This window comes from Streptococcus sp. Marseille-Q5855 (assembly GCF_946901985.1).
GTDB lineage: Bacteria > Bacillota > Bacilli > Lactobacillales > Streptococcaceae > Streptococcus.
In genome coordinates this window covers 36,228-55,303 of sequence record NZ_CAMPPR010000006.1, presented here as the reverse complement: position 1 = coordinate 55,303, position 19,076 = coordinate 36,228, and the positions used below count along the sequence as shown (strand labels likewise).

The window sequence follows — 19,076 nt, the reverse complement described above, 5'->3', positions numbered from 1 at the left end:
GTTAATATTTGGAGAAGAGGATTGCCATCTTCTCCATTTTTATGTGCAGAGTTATAGTGGATTGATGCTGGGAAAGTACACTGTGACTGCTAAAACATTCCTAGAACTTGCTTTGATTTTCCTAATCTATTCATGCAAAATTTATGTTATTTCACTATAGTTGTTTGATTTTTGTTTAGTATTAGAAGATTGAAAATCAATGAATAAATCTACCAGCAGATGACTCAAAACATCCTTTTGAAGCTCTAGGTAAGGCAAAGTTGACGTAGTTCGAATAGTAGGAACATACAATTTCGGTGTGTTTACTTATGGAGTTTTTCTTAATGATACTTATAACTAGACATAAAACTATAGCTTGAGAGCTAGTCATTTTCAGATAAGATTTAACTCTTCCTAATACTGGGTTTTGTTTGCTTTTCAGAGTCCTTTTCTACTAGAAACTGGGATGTATCCTATTTATAGGAGTAATCGCTAGAAATATGGTAGAATCAAAAAAAGAATCAGCTGCTTTTTTATGTAAATTTCAACCTGTGAAGTCTAAAAATTTTTAACTTTCTCCTTTCTTTTCCGAATAAATAGATAGTAGCAGTGAATCTAGCAAACCTAGATTAAAAAATGTGCTATAATAGAAGGAGGAAAAGGATGATTCTAAGACATCCGGGCATCAGCCCAACCAACGATTTGGTTGCTAAGAAAATCTTTAGTAATCCAGAAATCACTTGTCAATTTATTCGCGATATGCTGGACTTGCCAGCAAAAAATGTGACGATTTTGGAGGGAAGTAATATTCATGTCTTGCCCTCCCTGCCTTACTCAGCGCAGGATTTTTATACCAGTATAGACGTCTTGGCGGAGTTGGATAATGGAACCCAAGTAATCATTGAAATTCAGGTACATCATCAGAATTTTTTCATCAATCGCCTGTGGGCTTACCTTTGCAGTCAGGTCAATCAAAACCTAGAAAAAATTCGCCAACGTGAAGGTGATACTCACCAGAGCTATAAACACATCGCACCAGTATACGCTATCGCAATTGTAGATAGCAATTATTTCTCAGATGACCTGGCTTTTCATAGCTTTAGCATGCGAGAGGACACTACAGGTGAGGTTTTAACCATCACCAATAACGGTCAAGAAAACCATCTGGTTAAGATGGCGTTCTTGGAATTAAAAAAATACAGAGAAACCAGCAAAGATAGCATTCGCAAACCGTGGTTGGAGTTTTTCGGTAACAAACCCTTTACTCAACAACCCGAGCGAGCCATCAGCCAAGCAGATCAACTGCTGGACTACAAAAGCTGGTCCGAGGAGGACAGGAAAATGTTTAGCCAACTACGTATGCGTGAAGAACAAGCCTTGTTAGCGCAGGACTATGCCTTGGAACAAGCGGAGGAAAAGGGCTTAGAACGTGGTCTTGAACGTGGTCGGGCAGAGGGTTTAGAGCGTGGTCGAGCTGAGGGGATTGAACAAGGTATCGAAAAAGGTTTAGAACAAGGACTTGAACGTGGGAAAGTTGAAGGAAGTTTGTCTATGCTACTAAATCTAGTTCGTCAAGGTATTCTGACTTCCGAGGTTGCCAGTAAGCAGTTGGGGATGACCGTGGCTGAGTTTGAGGCGCTATTGAAAGATCATCATAAATAAGATCTAACAAATACAGAGAAACCAGCAAAGACAAGGTTCGCAAACCGTGGTTGGAGTTTTTCGGGAATAAACCCTTTACCCAAGAACCCGAGCGAGCCATCAGCCAGGCAGACCAACTGCTGGACTACAAGAGCTGGTCCGAGGAGGACAGGAAGATGTTTAGTGAACAACGCAGGCGTGAAGAACAAGCATTATTGGCCCATGACTATGCCTTGGAACAAGCTGAAGAAAAAGGTTTAGAGCGAGGTCTTGAACGTGGTCGTGCAGAAGGTATTGAGCAAGGTTTAGAGCGTGGACGAGCTGAGGGAGTTGAACAAGGACTTGAACGTGGGAAAGTTGAAGGAAGGGAAGAAGGAAAACTCTTTGCCTTCCTGGATATGGTCCGTCAAGGTCTTTTGCCTTCTGAAGTTGCCAGTCAACAGTTGGGGATAACCGTCGCTGAGTTTGAGGCGCTTTTGTAAGTTAGGGGATGTATCTAGCTTTTCTCTTAAAATCTTATCAGAGTGCTAGGAAACTTACATTATATTTCACGATTTTCAGCAGAATGGTTCTGCTGATTTTATATAGAAAAAATGGCGGATTTTATCTTTCTATAGATAGGGTCTGTTTTTTATTTATGTTAAATTTAAAATATTATCCATAATAAGGCTGATATATAAAGGTGTGCATATATATATATATATAATCGTAAGAAAATACTGTTATATCAGCTTTTTTGCTACTTTTTTAATCTTATCTTCATCTAGGTTGATACTTGATTTCTTTTCATAAAAGTATTACTATAAAGTTGATATATTATGTGTTGCGGGTTTTTGTGTACTCTTTTGAGGAAAGTTGGCCTGTGATACAATGAAAGGATGCTATGCTCATGTTTGGAAAAAAACATAGTGATAATGGTGAAAAAATTTACCGTTACTCAATAAGGAAATATCATTTTGGGGCTGCTAGCGTTGCGGTGGCGGCTCTGATGTTCTTTGCGAATGGGGTGCAAGCGCAGACCCCGGCAGTGTCTCCAGTAACAGCTAGTGATGTAGTTGCTGGACCTTCTGGAAATTCAGATGGGGATCCACAGGACTCAGATGAGGAGAGTCCTGAGAAAAAGGCAGTAGTTGAACAGCCTGTTGAGCTCAAATCAGCAGGAGAATCTAGCGCTCCAGAAGCTAAAACTGAAGAAGGAAGTCAAGAAGAATCAGAAGCTGAAGTTAAAAGTCCTCAGCCCGAGACTAAGATAGACGATAAAGAAGAAGTTCCTCAAGTGGCGAAGGAAAAGGATCAGGAAGTATCAGCGCCAGTAGCTGACACAAGTGCAGCCAAATCGACACAAAGCACCCTAGAAGCTTTGTTGGCAAATCTGACCTTAGACTCCATGAAGGCTCTCCACACTGAAGTGGAAGAAGGTCTCGCAAAGGCTAAGGCGGTCTTAGAGAATCCAAAAGCGACGCAAGCACAGGTTGATGAGCAAGTCAAACTCATGGAAGACCTGACTCGTCGGGTCAAGGAAGCTTTTTTGCTTCGTTTTTTTGAAACACAATAGATTGAGACTAGAACCGTACACACGCCACACCATACCACTATTACTAAAACATTGCTAGAAATGAATGTGTTTGTTACAATCGCTTTATCTAGTTCTTATTTTTGATATAATTTTTAGGCTTGAGTCACTTGATTTTGTTCAGTTGGCTTTTTTTGCTGTCCTTTTTCATGTGATAAACCTTTCAAGCCGTTTTTAGTATAGTAGATTGAAACTAGAATAGTACACACGCCAAACAACTACTGCCAAAACATTGTTAGAAATTACTTTGACTTTCCTACTCAATTTGTTCACATCTTATTTCAATCTGCTATAAGAGTTACGATACCAGGAGGGAGAGCACTGATAGAGGGTATTTTGCTGTTTTCTTGAAGACTTCTTAATCAGTTTTTTTCTGAAATAGAATCTCAAAAACCACCTATAAAAATAAGTGATAATATGGCTAAAAAAGTTCGCATTTTGCTGTTCAAATTTGTAAAAATAGGATATAATAATACTGTCTCGAAATTTGTCTTTTGACAAGTGTCGGAATAAAAAGAAACATATCCTTTCTTAAATACCTAAAATATTTAAGGGGGGTATTTTTTAGTACCTCCAGAAAGGAAAAATGAGAGGTAATTCAATCATGAAAAAATCATATCGTGATGATAACGGGGAAAAGATTTTCCGTTACTCCATTCGTAAATATCATTTTGGTGCTGCCAGCGTTGCTGTTGCAGCCTTGATGTTTTTTGCGAATGGGGCTGTGGCGGCGAGTGAGACAATTACTCCAGCTACGACAAGTGATGTCGTTACGACAGGTTCTGATGGCAATGCAGATGGGGATCCAGAAGCCTCGGATGAGGGAGATTCCAAGAAAGCTCTGACTGACCAGTCAGCTGAACTCAAACCAGCCGATGAGCTAAAAGCAAAAGAAGCGCCAGCTGAGGAAGCTGAACAAGGTAAGGCTGTGTCTAAGCCTGCTGAGGTAGACTCTAACTCTAGCCAGTCAGAGTCTGCTCAAGAAACTCCTCAAGCAGAGGGAGAAAAAGAGCAAGAACAGCCAGCTGCTGCTAATACAGAGGCGGCTAAATCAACTCAAGGCAATCTGCAAGCTTTATTGGAAAAACTAACGCTTAGCTCAATGCAGGAACTCCATGCTGAAGTGGAAGCGGGTCTAGCAGCAGCTAATGCAGTTTTGAGCGACCCTAAAGCGACACAAGCGCAAGTTGACGAGCAAACAAGAGCTATGGAAGCCCTAATCAGCCGTGTCAACCAAGCCTTGACACCTGCCCTAGAAAATCCAACAATCTTGGAAAAAGCAGGTCTAGCATCTACAGACCTCACATCTACAGGTCTGACCTCTACCGGACTCGCCACTCCAGACGGAGCTGTAACTGAGCAACCAACCGGAGGGAACCGTCGTAGAAGAGGAGGCTTGAGCGCGGCAGCACCAGCTGCAAACTCAGTCAATCCATCTGCTGGAGGGAACGCAACTACTGCTGGGACAAACTCTCAAACGACTCCACAGACGCTCCCAACCTACACCAACACAGAAGGTAAAAATGGTGTTTATGGACTAAAAGATGAATTAGAGTTCATCACTGAGCAACTCCGAGCTAACGGAGCATCAGCAGATAAAATCCAAGCAGCCAAGGCAGCTGCTGATAAGTTCAATGAAGCCTTCTCTAAAGGCAACACCATCAGTCAAGAAGACTTTAGTGCTGCTTTAGCAGATCTGAAAAAATCTCGTGGACTGATCGAAGGGGTACTTCGTGAAAATGATGTGAATGCAGGAGAAGTAACAGGACCTGTAAATCCAGCCGAGTCTGCAACTCCAAGCGAAAACAATGTAACCATCCAACCGCGCACCAACACTACAGGATGGTCGGGTTTCCGCAATGTGTCAGCAGGTGCTCCACGAACACGTGCGGCTCGTTCAATTGAGGAACGTGCAGGGGAAGGTCGTGTAGGGCCAGGAAGTTACTTTATTGATAAGTATACGAGTTACTTTGATAAAGGTGATGACTCAACATCTCCATACGATAAGTACACTTATGTTTACTATAATGTTAAGAGACAAACTTCTGCAGGTAAAGATGATCCTGTATCAGATATTGTGAAGTATTTGAAGGAAACGGTCAAAAAAGTAACGGCGAATACAGCTGAGGGTGTTAAAAATGGAATTGATTGGGAAATTACAGTCAATCCAAGCCGTGAAAACCTTCAAAACATGAGTTTCTTCTTTACTCTTCCTAAAGGGCAAAGTTTGGTTAGAAATAGCTTTACCATTACTAGGGTGACGTCTACTGAAACTCGTTCGTTTTCATCTCCTGGAAACGGGAATGATGATGAAATAACTGCCAGCTTAAAAGCTGCAGGTCTGACCGATGTAAGGAAAGGAACTCCGGAACAAACAAATGCTCCGGCGTCAACTAAATTCAAGGGTTCTGTTTATGATTATGAAGTATCAACCCTTAATGGCTTGGCTAAACAAGGTGTTTTTTTCCAGAGGAACCATGAATCTTCTGAAGAAGTACAACTTGGAGACAAGAAGTTTTCACAAATTGAGAAAGATACGCAAACAGTCTACTATGGTCAACTAGGGGCTATAGAAAACGGCGTTTACTCTGCAGACTCAACTGCTGCTTATAAAATCACCTTTAGAACGGAAGGTAACAATAAGATAACCAGCTTAAGCTACCTATCTGGTCTCAAGGGGGTGGATGTAAACAGTGGAGGGAACCCACGTAGACTATTAACCCAACAATGGTATGCTAGGACGCCGGGAGAAGTAGATGCTACGGATAAGTTTAAATTTGACTTGACAGGGAATCACTATTACCCTGTTAATCAAAACACAGTAAACTCCAAGTTTTACCGAGGACAATACCAAAATTATCAAACGACTAAGGATGGTATCACCTATAAAAATAGATATGATGAGTCTGACCAACCCTATAACTCACGAATTGACGGGGTAATATCTGCAGAAATAGCTAGCGGACAACCGATTACAGAGTACAAATATTTTGACATTACTTCATATGGAGATTATTTTAACGAAAATGGTGTTAAGCTAGAAAAAGAAGTAGAGGGGAAAGCGGAAGCTAAAAAACAAGGTCAAACGTGGCACTTATATAGAGCCAATGATAAGACTGAAATTAGCAATGATGCCTTGACCCGAGATGCTATTTTGACTCCGGGTGTTCATTCCTATAAGTATGTCAGAACCTTTAGCGATGGTTCTACAGATTCTGATACTTTCCACTTTGTTACCAAGCCGAAAACTCCAAGATTGGATACAGACTTGAGTCGTCAAGATGAGGGTGCAGCTAGGATTGTTGCTAGCGGAGGTACAAAAGGATTTGACTTGGTACTGTACAAAAAAGAGCTTAACGGTACCTTGACAAAGGTAGCAAGTGAAAAAGCTGATGATAATGGCCGTGCTACCTTTAATGTGCCTGACCTAAAACTAGGGAAGTACGTTGTTAAGACTGTTGTTGAAGGAGAATGGTTTGATTTCCGTGTTCCAGATCAACACGGACAGCCTACTAGGCATAATACGGTTGAGTCTGATGAATCAAACGAGAGAGATACTCTTAAGTTTAAAATAGGCGTCAGCACAGGAAATGTACCGGGTACAACTAAACCTAACCTAAAAGATGAGAAGGTTATCCCGTATCCAGCTAATCAAGTTGTGACAAATAATAGTGTTAAGTTTATCGCTAGAGGTTATAAGAACATTAAGAACTTAGTCGTTACAGGTGCGAAAAATATCGTAGCTGCCAACGAATGGCGTACAGAGGGACTAAATAGCCAAGAAGCGACTATTAGAATAGAGAAACGAAACGGTTTTGATGGCAATAAACGTGGGGTTTATGAGTTGATTGTAACGGCAACTGCAGAAGACAACACAATCACTACCTATAAAACCCATCTCTTTATTCCGCCGACAGCAGGAAGTTTCGAGACGACTAGTGATGACCTACGTGAAAAAGCCAATAGCAAACCACAAGTGACAGCAACAGGATTCTTAACCAACCCAGAAACTTTGCCAGGTTACGAGTGGAAAGCTTACTTGGTAAAAGGAGGTCAAAACAACCCTAACTCTTTTGTCCAGGAAGCCCAAAATTATACGGTAGTAGCCGCTACTAATATTCAAGCTAACGGGAAAGCGGTCTTTAATGAAGCTGACTATCATCAAACGGAGATCGGAACAGATAATTTACGTTTGGTAACAGCTCTGGTAAAAACTGGGACTGACCAGGTGTTTGAAAATCTCAACTCTAGTCTGAGTGAGAGCACAATCAAGGCTACCGTTCCTCGAACAGACTATACCCAAAAACCAGGACGCTTAACCTTTATCCAAGGGGAAACACCTACCTGGGGAAATCCTAGGGACTACTTCACCTATGGAGACGGCTCTGCTATCGGGACAGATAAAGCTTTCTTATGGAAAGAGGATCCTCAGACTTTTAATGTTACTGCACCTAAAAATCCTGATTTAACAGTAGGTACTGGAAAAACTGTGGATGTCTTAGCGTCTTATCCTGGACGCGGTATTATAACACTGAAGTTGACTTATGATGTAGTCGCACCTGTAACCCCTAAGAACAGCATGTATACGGTCAAAGGAAAAGACTTTGTCAAACCAAACACTACGACTGCGGCAGTAGCATCAGACTTCTATAACAACACCCAAGGTAAGACTATCGCGTGGAAGGCTGGCTCAGAGCCAAATAAAAATGCGGCTGCGGGTCAAACGCGTACAGCAACAGCGATTGTGACCTATCCAGGAGTGGATAGAAACGGTCAACCTATTACTAGAGAAGTTACTACAAACTATACGACAGTTAATACAGTTCTAGTAAAAGATGTCTTCACTGCTACTCAAGGCGGCAAATTGACAACAGGAAACGACTCTGAGGCTTCAAGCTATACACGAGCAGATACAGGTCCAAAAACTCATATCCAAAGCGAAGAGTTTGTTCCTACAAGTCGAACAACTGCGACAGCTCCATCAACTGCTAAGGCTGGAAGCCTAAACAAAGAGATTAAAGTCACTTACGATAATGGTCAGACCCAAAATCTAGGGCTTGTTACCAGCGTGACACCAAGCGCTCCGACTATTACAAGTGATTTGCGCGACAAAGCAGGATTGACAAACCAAACAATCACAGTGTCTAACGTCCCAGAAGACGGCACGGTAGAAGTGAATCTAACCGCTAATGGCACAACGATTCCAAATACCACTGTGAGACGTGTTGGAAGCCGAGCAGAAGTTACGGTTAGAGGAGAATTGCCAGCTGGAACCATCAAGGCGAGCACAAAAGTAACCAATAACACTTATTCCTATACAGAAGGAAGAGGTAAAGATATAGCCTTAACCTTAACCTCTCCTGAGAGCGACGCTCAAACTTCAACCTATAAACTAGCTACCAAGAAGCTCTATACTGTCAAAGATGATGCAGCGAACTTTACAGCTTCAGATTATGTTTATTGGGATAAAAATGGCACGAAAACTGCCCTACCGCAAGGAACAACCGTAACATGGGTTCGTTCAGTTGCGACAACTACAGCCGGTGAACAGAATTATCAAGTAACTGTCCGTGTTCCTAACCAGGCGGATACAACCTTGAACGTCCCAGTTAAAGTTTATGACAAGGTGACGCTCAAGGCACCAGTATATACCAATGCCAAGGGGAAATTAGAAAACGGAGACAACGCAACAAACTATGTAAATGGGGTAACTCAGGGAGTGACAGTTGCATGGCAAGGAGGCCAAACGCCGGATGTCAGTCAAGCAAATCCAAATCTAAAAGGCAATATTGAAGTTTCTTATGCTACAGATGACGCTGCACATCCGATTAAACGGAACTTGCAAGTGAATCTACCGACTTATAGCGCAACTCTGACAGTGCCTACGAAAGAAACGACGGTAGGAACATCGTTTGATACTGGTAGTGTTTATGATTATTTTGAGCACGATTATCCACGACAAACACCAAAAAATGCAGTGGTTAAAGCTTTCTGGGAATCAGCAGGAAATTACAGTAACGCACTTAGAAATAGCGCTGCTACAACTTTAGGAAAAGTAGTAGATAAGATCAGGGTTTATTTCCCAGGTGCAGATGGAGTTCAGCGTTATGAAGATAGTAGGGCGCAAGAAGAACTACCTGTTACCTTTATTGTGAAACCTAAGACTCCGTCTATAGATGAGGCGTCTGTCAGCGGAAAAGCAGAAAAGAACAATCAAACCGTAACGATTAACAATGTGACACCAGGAACAACGGTTGAGCTCTACAACGGCGATACGAAAATTGGTTCTGTAGATGTACCGAAAACTGGAAATGAAACGGATACATCAACGAAGACGGCTAATATAACAGTAAACGGAGTGTTGCCATACACGACAAATCTTCGCGCTAAAACCATTTACCAGCCAACTAATCCTGACCAAAACGTAGCGTCTGACTTTAGTGCTAGTGTGACAAGTACGACCCAAGCACCACAGGCACCTACAGTGTCTCAAAGTCCAGAAGACTTGATTGTAAAATCAGAAGTGGGACAAGATGGCGCTACGAAAGCGACCTTGACCTATATCAATGCCGATGGTGATACCAGAACAGTAGGCTTTACGAAAAATGGAGGTTACTGGGATAAGGATAATGCCAACGCTGACGCTACAGTGTCCATTATAAATGGTACAAACGGAAGAGGAGAAATCCAAATCCAACCAGATACAGCTAGAGCAGGGTCAACTGTAACAGTTGTACAGAATACAGACAAATCGGCTATTAGTGCCCCGGGAACTACCAGGGCTTTGGGACGCTTAAATGGCTTGACAAATACAGCTCAAGCAGATGGTTCTGTGGAAATCCGTGTTCCGGAAACTGCGACTCGTATGAGTTTGACCTATACACCACAAGGTCAAACAGCACCTAAGACATTAGAATATACCAAAACGGGATCAACTTGGACATCACACACTGGAACAGAAACCTATTCACTTGATCGTAAGATTGTTATTCCAAAAGCTAATGTTGCGGATGGCTCAACAGTTTCGGTCATCGCATCAAATGACGATAGAACAACTGTTACCGAAACAAGCAAGGCTAAGTTTGAACAGCCGAGCGGAACAACTAGTACTACACGTCAAAATGGTGATGTAGAAGTTACCTTACCGACAGATGCAGACAATGTGACCCTAACTTATAAGAATAGACAAAACACCAATACCACAGTAACACTGGCTAAACAAGGAAATACTTGGAGTTCTTCAACAAACTTACCAGATGGTATCAGCCTAGCAAATGGTAAGGTTACGCTTGACTATACGAAGGTAAATAGGGATACAAATATCACAACAGCCTCTACTAGAGGACAAGGTGATGTCAAGTCACAAGCAAATAATGGAAATCATTCTATCCCAGAACACACAGCTCCGACGACCCAAAACGTTGTCATCGCTGCCGGTGCGACACCGACAAATGAGCAGCTAGCTACAGGTGTAACAGTCGCAACCAAACAATCCGTTGTAGCTAAAGACCCACAAACTGCTGTTGCTGCAGGAACGACTAAAGTTGTTGCAACTACCTTGACGCACCAAGATGGGTCAACAGAAGATGTAGATATTACGGTTAAATCAAGACCAAATACTCCAACAGTAACTAAGAGTCGAGAAAATCTTGTTGATGAAGCTTTGGAATCTACAGCGCGCAGCATTTCAGGAACAGCAGCTCCAAGGGCAACTGTAACAATCACCTTGCAAGATGGAACACACCGTACTGTGCAAGCGGATGAAAACGGTGCATGGAGTTATACTCTAGCAGATAGAGAAGTGTTATCTTATACACCTAATGGTTTTAATAACAATAGAACAGATACTCTAGGGGTTAATTCAACTCGTGTTAAAGTTTCGCAAACGGTAGACAATATTTCTTCTGCTGAAAAAGAGATAGATGTTTATCTAGGAAATGCCAATGTGGTAGGAGCGGTAGCGGCTGGTCGTGATATTGATTTGAGCATTCCACACGATGCGTACACAGTGGCAGTAAAAGTGGCAGGTAGAGGAAGCGATATCGGAATTACTCGAGATGCTACAGGAAACTGGAGAATTGTGGATGCTAGAGATCGTGATGCTATAGAGATTGTTCAAAGTAGTGCGAATCAGGATCCGAGTCGCATAAATCTAACACTTAGGTTGAAAAACACCGATCCAGCAAGTACACCTAGTTTTAGGCTTTAAAAAGGTGATAACAAGATAGAGACACGTGTTCATGTACCGATAGGTGATAATATTTGGGGTAGACCTGCGAGCGGATGGGTTGGAAGCTCGGTAACCAATACACTTCCAACAGTAGAATGGCAGTCTGGAAAAGAAGTTCAGGAAGGTCAAACCATTCCATCGCCAACGGTCGATGAGTTGAAAGATTACTTTGCGGGTCATGACGTTGAGGATGATGCAGGCAAGACAGTAGGATACGGAGCTTCTTCACGAGGGAAATTACGTGTTCGTGTATTCACTGATCGAGATACTGCTCGCAATATCGAGGGAACTTCTGTCGGTGCTCAAGCAAATGGTCGAATCGCTCCAGGTACCTATACTCTTGTCTTATCAACAATAGATGCAGCAGGAGAAGAGTCTACTACACTAGAAAAAAATGTTGTGATTAAAAGTCATGCGGATTATTATCGTGACACTGTCAAGTACCCAACAGATGCTGAAAGAGTCACCTATAATGATACAGCTATCACGAATGGTAACTTTACACCAGCAGCCAAAACAAGCTTTAAAGATAAGATCCAAGAGCTAAATCGTACGGTACTTCCAGCTACAACAACCTATACAGCTGGTAATACAGATGATAAGACCAAGGTAGCTGTGCTTGGCTTCCCAGATGGATCTACTATTGATATTTCACATGCGGTTGTAGCCAAACCGGAAGTTCCGACAGTGACGTTGACTCATGATGATAAGGTATCGGATGCGGATAGAACAATTTCTGGTACAGCGCTTCAGAATGCGACAAAAGTTACGATTAACTTCCAAGATGGACGAGGTGAGCTAGGACATGCAGATGTTGTACCTGTTAATGGTAAATGGACTTATACTCTTCCACCAGGACGTTACCTCCGTCAAACAGAACAATCAACTCTACCAGGTTCTTCAACTGTACCATTATCTGTAACACAAACAGTATTTGATGCAGTTAGTGACGCTAAGAAAGTATATGTTGCAAAAGACCGTAACTTTGAAGGAAAAGCAATAGTAGGTAAAGCAGGAGATCAAGAACTTACTAATCTGAAGAATGATCCTAGATTAGGAATTAAGTACACAGAAAGAAATGTTCCAAAAGATTTTCCAAGCGACTTTTCTGCAAGTTGGAAGGAAACACCAAATATCACAGAAGTCGGAACTAGAACCTATATTGCCAAAGTATTTGAAGCAAATAAAGCAGATGCGGTTGCTCAAGAAATTGAAGTAGAAGTAACTGTAAAAGCAGCTACACCAGACCAAGTGGTGGCAAGCCACAAACAAAATGGAGATGCAGTCTTAACACCGCCAACAAATGCGGACAAAGTAACCATCACGTATACCAACAAAGTTGGAGCACAACAGACGGTCAAACTATCAAAAGAAGGCCAAAACTGGAGTGTAACAGAAGGAGAAGCAGGTTTACTACAGGATGGCAAAGTGGTACTAGGATACAAAGACCTCGACAGAAGTCAAGCTATCCAAGCAAGTGCCACAGCAGGAAGCGACAAGTACCTAAGTGACGCTTCAAGCACCCAATACACAGTACCAGAACACAGTGTGACCATCACTCCAATCACAAGAACGCAAAGTGAAGCTCTATCAGCAACAGCCATCAAAGATGCGGTTACTGTAGACAACAAAGCAAGTGTAGTGAAAAAAGGAGACTTACCAGAAAGTATCGGTAAGAACAAGATTGCAGCGACGGTAACCTATGATGATCAAAGTACAGAAGATGTAGAAATTCCGTACACTATCAAACCAGACGCACCAAGTGTTCAAACAAGTATAGGAAAAGTAGGAGCAACCAGTGTAACTGTAAACGGAGTCACTCCAGGAACAACCGTAGTATTGTATGATGTAAGCAATCCAACAAATCCAAGAGAATTAGGACGCAAAGACATCACAGGAACAACGGGAGACGCCAAAGAAAATGGAGTAGACGTAACAGTCACAACTCTAACAAAAGATCAAAAAATCGCAGCGAAAGTGATCTACAAACCAACATCACAAGACGAGCGAACAGAATCAGACTTAGGAGAAAGCCTAACAGTTAGAGAAGGACTAGCCGTAAATAGCATCCATGCGATTAAGGGTGAGGCCTACACAGGCGAAGCTAAAGGACGTATTCGTTACAACGACAATACAGACGAAGCGCTTAGAACAAACCTACCAGACAACGCAACAGTAGAATGGAAAGATAACCAAGCACCAGACTACAACGCGGTTGGAACAAGAAACTACACAGCGGTAGTGACAATACCAGGACAAGGAAGTACAGAAGTAGAAGTACCTGTCCATGTATATCCAACAGCTAGCTTGAAGAAATCAAGCTACACGAACAAGTTGGGTAGCTTGTCAAACGGCACAGCAGCTTCTAACTATGTTTCATTTGAAGGTACAGACAGTAAGCCAAATAACGTAACAGTTCGTTGGAAAGATGGTACCCCAGATGTATCTAGCGTGTCTGCAGACCGTAAGGCTAAGATAGAAGTTGTCTACCCAGGAAATGGCTCTGCGACGGATACAGTTGTGAGAGAATTGGAAGTATCCCTTCCAACCTACCACTCGGTAGCTAAGGCTACAGAGTACACTCTAACAGTAGGAGAAAACTTCGACACAAACGCGAAGAACTATGTGACAACAAGTCCAACAGCGCCACAAGGTATAGAATACGCATGGAAGACAGATGGCACAGCCAACCAAGAATACGGTTCAGATACATGGGGCGGAGTAAATGGCGACTGGATTGGTAAGAAGACCAACAAGGTTAAGGTTTACTATCCAAACGCAGATGGAGGCAATGAGAAATCAGAAGCTCTAGCAGAAGAGACACAAGACATTACCTTCATCAAAAAACCAGCCAAACCAAGCATTACAACCGACTTGGAATGGAAATCAGGCACAAGATCAGTAGTAGAAGTAGGCAATGTCACAAGCGGCACACGAGTAGTCTTGTATGATGAGCAAGGAAACGAGCTAGGACATACAGACGTACCAAAAGGCACAGACTATGCGACAGCAACGACTACAACCATTACACCGACAAAAGACTTACCAAAAGGAAAAGTCTACGTCAAAACAATCTACATGCCAGATAACCAAGCAGAGAAAGTAGAATCTGACAAATCAGATGATGTGACAGCTAAGTTAAACGAGCTAAGTGCAAAAGGAAGCATCCAAACACTAGCAGGCTCAGGCAACATAGCAGGCACAGACACTCTAAATGCGCAAACCTTGGGCAAACTCTTACGTCAAGGCAATGCAGGAGTAGACTTTACAGGAGCAACGGCTCAGTGGAAAGACAAAACAGCATTAGAAAAAGGCGTTGCAGGAACACGAGTAGAAACCTTACTAGTGAAACTAAAAGGTCAAACAGAAAACCAAGAAGTCCAAGTAACGGTGACAACTTTAGCCCAACCAAGTGCAAAAGCAGTCTTGAGAGAAAAAGATGCCAACATCACAAATGACAATCTATCACACTACGTAACAGCAGAAGGCAACGGCACACTAAGTTGGGAAAATGATCCAGCAGAAGTCAAAGTAGGACAAAGCTTACCACGTATCAAAGTAACGTATCCACAAAACGGAGTAGCATTGACAGACATAACAGATCAATACATCACTCCAAGTGTATACAGCTTAGAAGCAAAAGCAGATGCGAAAACGACTGTAACGGTAGGAGACACCTTCACTCCACAAGCAAGTGACTATGTCGTACCAGTAGCAAACACAAGTGCGTTACCAAACGGAACAACCTACACATGGAAAGATGGCAATGCACCGACATCAGCTACAGTAGGAAAAGCAAACTACACAGTAGTGACAAGGTTTGGAACAGGTACAGACGTACCAGAAGAACTTCGAGGTCAGAGTGTAGAAACTACAGTAGAGATTACAGTCCTATCACAAAAACCATCGCAACCAGCCTTAGCCCAAGACCGAACAAGTTTAGAGATTACAGCAGTAGTAGGTAAAGAGGATTCAAGAAAAGCAGAACTTCGCTTTACAGACGCAGCAGGTCAAGAACAGACAGTAAGCTTCACAAAAGGAACAAACGGACAATGGGATAAAGATGATGCCAATGCACAACCGACCGTTCAAATTACAAACAACGTAGATGGAACAGCGACAGTGCACATGACAAGTGGAACAGCCAAAGTAGGAACAACCGTATACGCTAAACAGAAGAAAGACAACTCAGAGTTTAGTGAAGAGGGAAGCCTTGTAGCTAAAGACCGCTTAAACGGCGTAAATGCGACAACAAAAGCTGATGGTTCAGTAGATGTAACAGTTCCACAAGAAGCCGACAAAGCAAGAGTAACCTACACGCCAGAAGGAGAAACATCACCTAAGACGGTAGAGATTACAAAACAAGCAGACGGCAACTGGGCACTACCACAAGACTCAGGACTAGAACTTCGCAAAGACGACGCGACAGGTCAAGTAACCGTAACCGTACCAGCAGACAAAGTCAAAGATGGAACAAAAGTTACGGGAGATGCCGAAAGCGCAACGAAACTAAGTGAAGAAAAAGAAGCGACTGCAAAAGCACCGCAACCAAATGAGTTTAGTGAACATGTACGCGACAACGGCGATGTAGAAATTACCATTCCACAAAATGCGGACAGCGCAACCATCAACTATCCAGTAAGCGATACAGAAATTAAGACAGTAACGCTTACAAAAGGAGCAGATGGAAGATGGACAGCGCCACAGGACTCAGGTATCACGATTACAAATCCACAAGACAATAGCGCAAGCAAAGTAACTGTACCAAGCGATAAGATTTCAGGCAACCGTACGATTACAGCGACAGCTAAGGCAGGAACAGGAACAGGAGAAAGTACACAACGCGACTTCACTACAACTGTACCAGAGCATCAAAAACCAACTGTAGCAGAAATCACAGTAGGGGCAGGAGCAACGCCAACAGCAGAGCAAATCAATGCGGCAATAACAGCTACTAAGAAACAAAACGCAGTAGCCAAAGGAAACTTAACACCAGTAGGTGCAGGAACAAGCGCGACAGTCAAAGCAGTAGTAACTTATGCGGATGGATCAACAGAAGAAGTAGATGTAACGGTTAACTCTAAGACAGCTACCCCAGATCAAGTGGTGGCAAGCCACAAACAAAATGGAGATGCAGTCTTAACACCGCCAACAAATGCGGACAAAGTAACCATCACGTATACGGACAAAGTTGGAGCACAACAGACGGTCAAACTATCAAAAGAAGGCCAAAACTGGAGTGTAACAGAAGGAAAAGCAGGTTTACTACAGGATGGCAAAGTGGTACTAGGATACAAAGACATCGACAGAAGTCAAGCTATCCAAGCAAGTGCCACAGCAGGAAGCGACAAGTACCTAAGTGACGCTTCAAGCACCCAATACACAGTACCAGAACACAGTGTGACCACAAATACATTAGTCAAACCATACAAACAAAATGTTACAGATAATGATTTGTTAGACGCTGTAAATGCTGAACACAAACAGACTGTTAATCTGAAAGATGGAACAAGTTATCCTACAACAGATGGTTTCCATGATATTGAACTTACAGTGACATATGAAGATGGTAGTACGGAAAATGTACCAGCCAAATACAAAGTCACAGATGCTTCTAAAGGGACTATCGACAAAGCGGCTGAAGCTAAGAAAGATGAGATTGATAAGCGTACCGACTTGACGAAAGAAGAGAAGGACAAAGCGAAATCTGATGTTGAAACAGCAGCAGAAAAAGCTAAGAAAGCTATTGACGACGCGACAACTAACGATAAGGTAGATGAAGCGAAGAATAATGGCAATACAGCTATCGATAACATCAATCCAACTGGTGATAAGAAATCTGACGCTAAGAAAGAAATCGACCAAGCAGCAGAGGCTAAGAAAGCTGAGATTGATAAGCGTACCGACTTGACGAAAGAAGAGAAGGACAAAGCGAAATCTGATGTTGAAACAGCAGCAGAAAAAGCTAAGAAAGCTATTGACGACGCGACAACTAACGATAAGGTAGATGAAGCGAAGAATAATGGCAATACAGCTATCGATAACATCAATCCAACTGGTGATAAGAAATCTGACGCTAAGAAAGAAATCGACAAAGCGGCTGAAGCTAAGAAAGATGAGATTGATAAGCGTACCGACTTGACGAAAGAAGAGAAGGACAAAGCGAAATCTGATGTTGAAACAGCAGCAGAAAAAGCTAAGAAAGCTATTGACGACGCGACAACTAACGATAAGGTAGATGAAGCGAAGAATAATGGCAATACAGCTATCGATAACATCAATCCAACTGGTGATAAGAAATCTGACGCTAAGAAAGAAATCGACAAAGCGGCTGAAGCTAAGAAAGATGAGATTGATAAGCGTACCGACTTGACGAAAGAAGAGAAGGACAAAGCGAAATCTGATGTTGAAACAGCAGCAGAAAAAGCTAAGAAAGCTATTGACGACGCGACAACTAACGATAAGGTAGATGAAGCGAAGAATAATGGCAATACAGCTATCGATAACATCAATCCAACTGGTGATAAGAAATCTGACGCTAAGAAAGAAATCGACCAAGCAGCAGAGGCTAAGAAAGATGAGATTGATAAGCGTACCGACTTGACGAAAGAAGAGAAGGACAAAGCGAAATCTGATGTTGAAACAGCAGCAGAAAAAGCTAAGAAAGCTATTGACGACGCGACAACTAACGATAAGGTAGATGAAGCGAAGAATAATGGCAATACAGCTATCGATAACATCAATCCACAGCCTGCTCCTCGTCCAAACCCAACACCAACTCCACGTCCTGACGACAGTACTAACACTAACAACGGTGGTAATACTAACAACGGTGGTAATACTAACAACGGTGGTAATACTAACAACGGTGGTAACACCAACAACGGCGGTACTACTACCCCTGCTGACAGCAATAGCAACAGTGCGACACCAGGTAACAGTGGCAACACTCCAGCCCCTGGTGTGACGACAGACGATAGTAGTAATAGCAATCCTGCTACTCCATCGTCTACTGTTGGACAGGCTCAAGAAACACCAGTTTCTACAAACACTCCAAACAATTCAGGCAATACAGTAACTCCTAGTGAGACTCGTCCTGTTGACAAGTCTGAGCTTGCGCGATTGGTTGAAGAACTGGAAACTCGTTTGAAAGACTTGGATGGTATTGATCAATCTGTCATCGACGCTGCGAAGGTCATTCTCGGTGAGGGTCAAGAAGCCCTTAGAAATGCTGACTTGACAGAGGCAGGCTTGAGAGAGGTTACTGCTAAGGTCAAAGAAGCCCTCGAATCCTTGAAAGGCAAGCAAGCAACTAAGGATGAAGAAGAAATGAAAGAAACAAGGAAAGGGCAAGGTCATCTTCCATACGGTACGATGATTGGCAGCCTGCTCGCTCTTCTTGGTCTCCTTCTCTTCCTCATCGCGCGTCGTAAGAAAGAGTCAGAACTCAAGAAATTGACCAAGGAATTGACTAAGGTTCTGCAAGAAAACGACCTTACAAGTGTAGATGCGAAAGTCCTTGATCAAGCACGAGAAGCTCTCGCTCAAGCGATTGCCTTCCTAGCCAATGAGAAAGAGTCTGATCACACAGAAGAGGAGTTGATTGAGAAACTCAAAGCTATTCTTGCTCAGCTAAGATAAGCAAAGCTTAGA

At 42.6% G+C, this 19,076-nt stretch carries 4 protein-coding genes and 1 pseudogene; all 5 read left to right on the top strand.

The window, feature by feature from the left end:
• The first annotated feature begins 642 nt into the window (after positions 1-642).
• The gene (locus tag OC529_RS06740; protein ID WP_262081793.1) at positions 643-1,641 is read left to right on the top strand and encodes an Rpn family recombination-promoting nuclease/putative transposase; all 999 of its coding nucleotides are present in this window, start codon (positions 643-645) and stop codon (positions 1,639-1,641) included.
• 8 nt (positions 1,642-1,649) lie between these two features.
• Positions 1,650-2,102 (top strand): annotated as a pseudogene (locus OC529_RS06735) (hypothetical protein); the annotation flags it as partial.
• Between the two features lie 407 nt (positions 2,103-2,509).
• Positions 2,510-3,175, top strand: coding sequence for a YSIRK-type signal peptide-containing protein (locus OC529_RS06730; RefSeq protein WP_262081792.1), 666 nt, complete (start codon positions 2,510-2,512; stop codon positions 3,173-3,175).
• Positions 3,176-3,797: 622 nt separating this feature from the next.
• Positions 3,798-11,402 carry a YSIRK-type signal peptide-containing protein gene (locus OC529_RS06725; RefSeq protein WP_262081791.1) on the top strand — a complete coding sequence of 2,535 codons (7,605 nt, stop codon included), beginning with the start codon at positions 3,798-3,800 and terminating at the stop codon, positions 11,400-11,402.
• Positions 11,403-11,579: 177 nt separating this feature from the next.
• Positions 11,580-19,064 (top strand): DUF1542 domain-containing protein, encoded by a 7,485-nt coding sequence (locus OC529_RS06720; protein WP_262081790.1) that lies wholly within the window; start codon positions 11,580-11,582, stop codon positions 19,062-19,064.
• Positions 19,065-19,076 lie beyond the last annotated feature (12 nt).

What these genes read in the sequence shown, in the direction of transcription:
- OC529_RS06740 (WP_262081793.1), top strand. Translation starts at nt 643, where the DNA reads ATGATTCTAAGACATCCGGGCATCAGCCCAACCAACGATTTGGTTGCT.
- OC529_RS06730 (WP_262081792.1), top strand. Translation starts at nt 2,510, where the DNA reads ATGTTTGGAAAAAAACATAGTGATAATGGTGAAAAAATTTACCGTTAC.
- OC529_RS06725 (WP_262081791.1), top strand. Translation starts at nt 3,798, where the DNA reads ATGAAAAAATCATATCGTGATGATAACGGGGAAAAGATTTTCCGTTAC.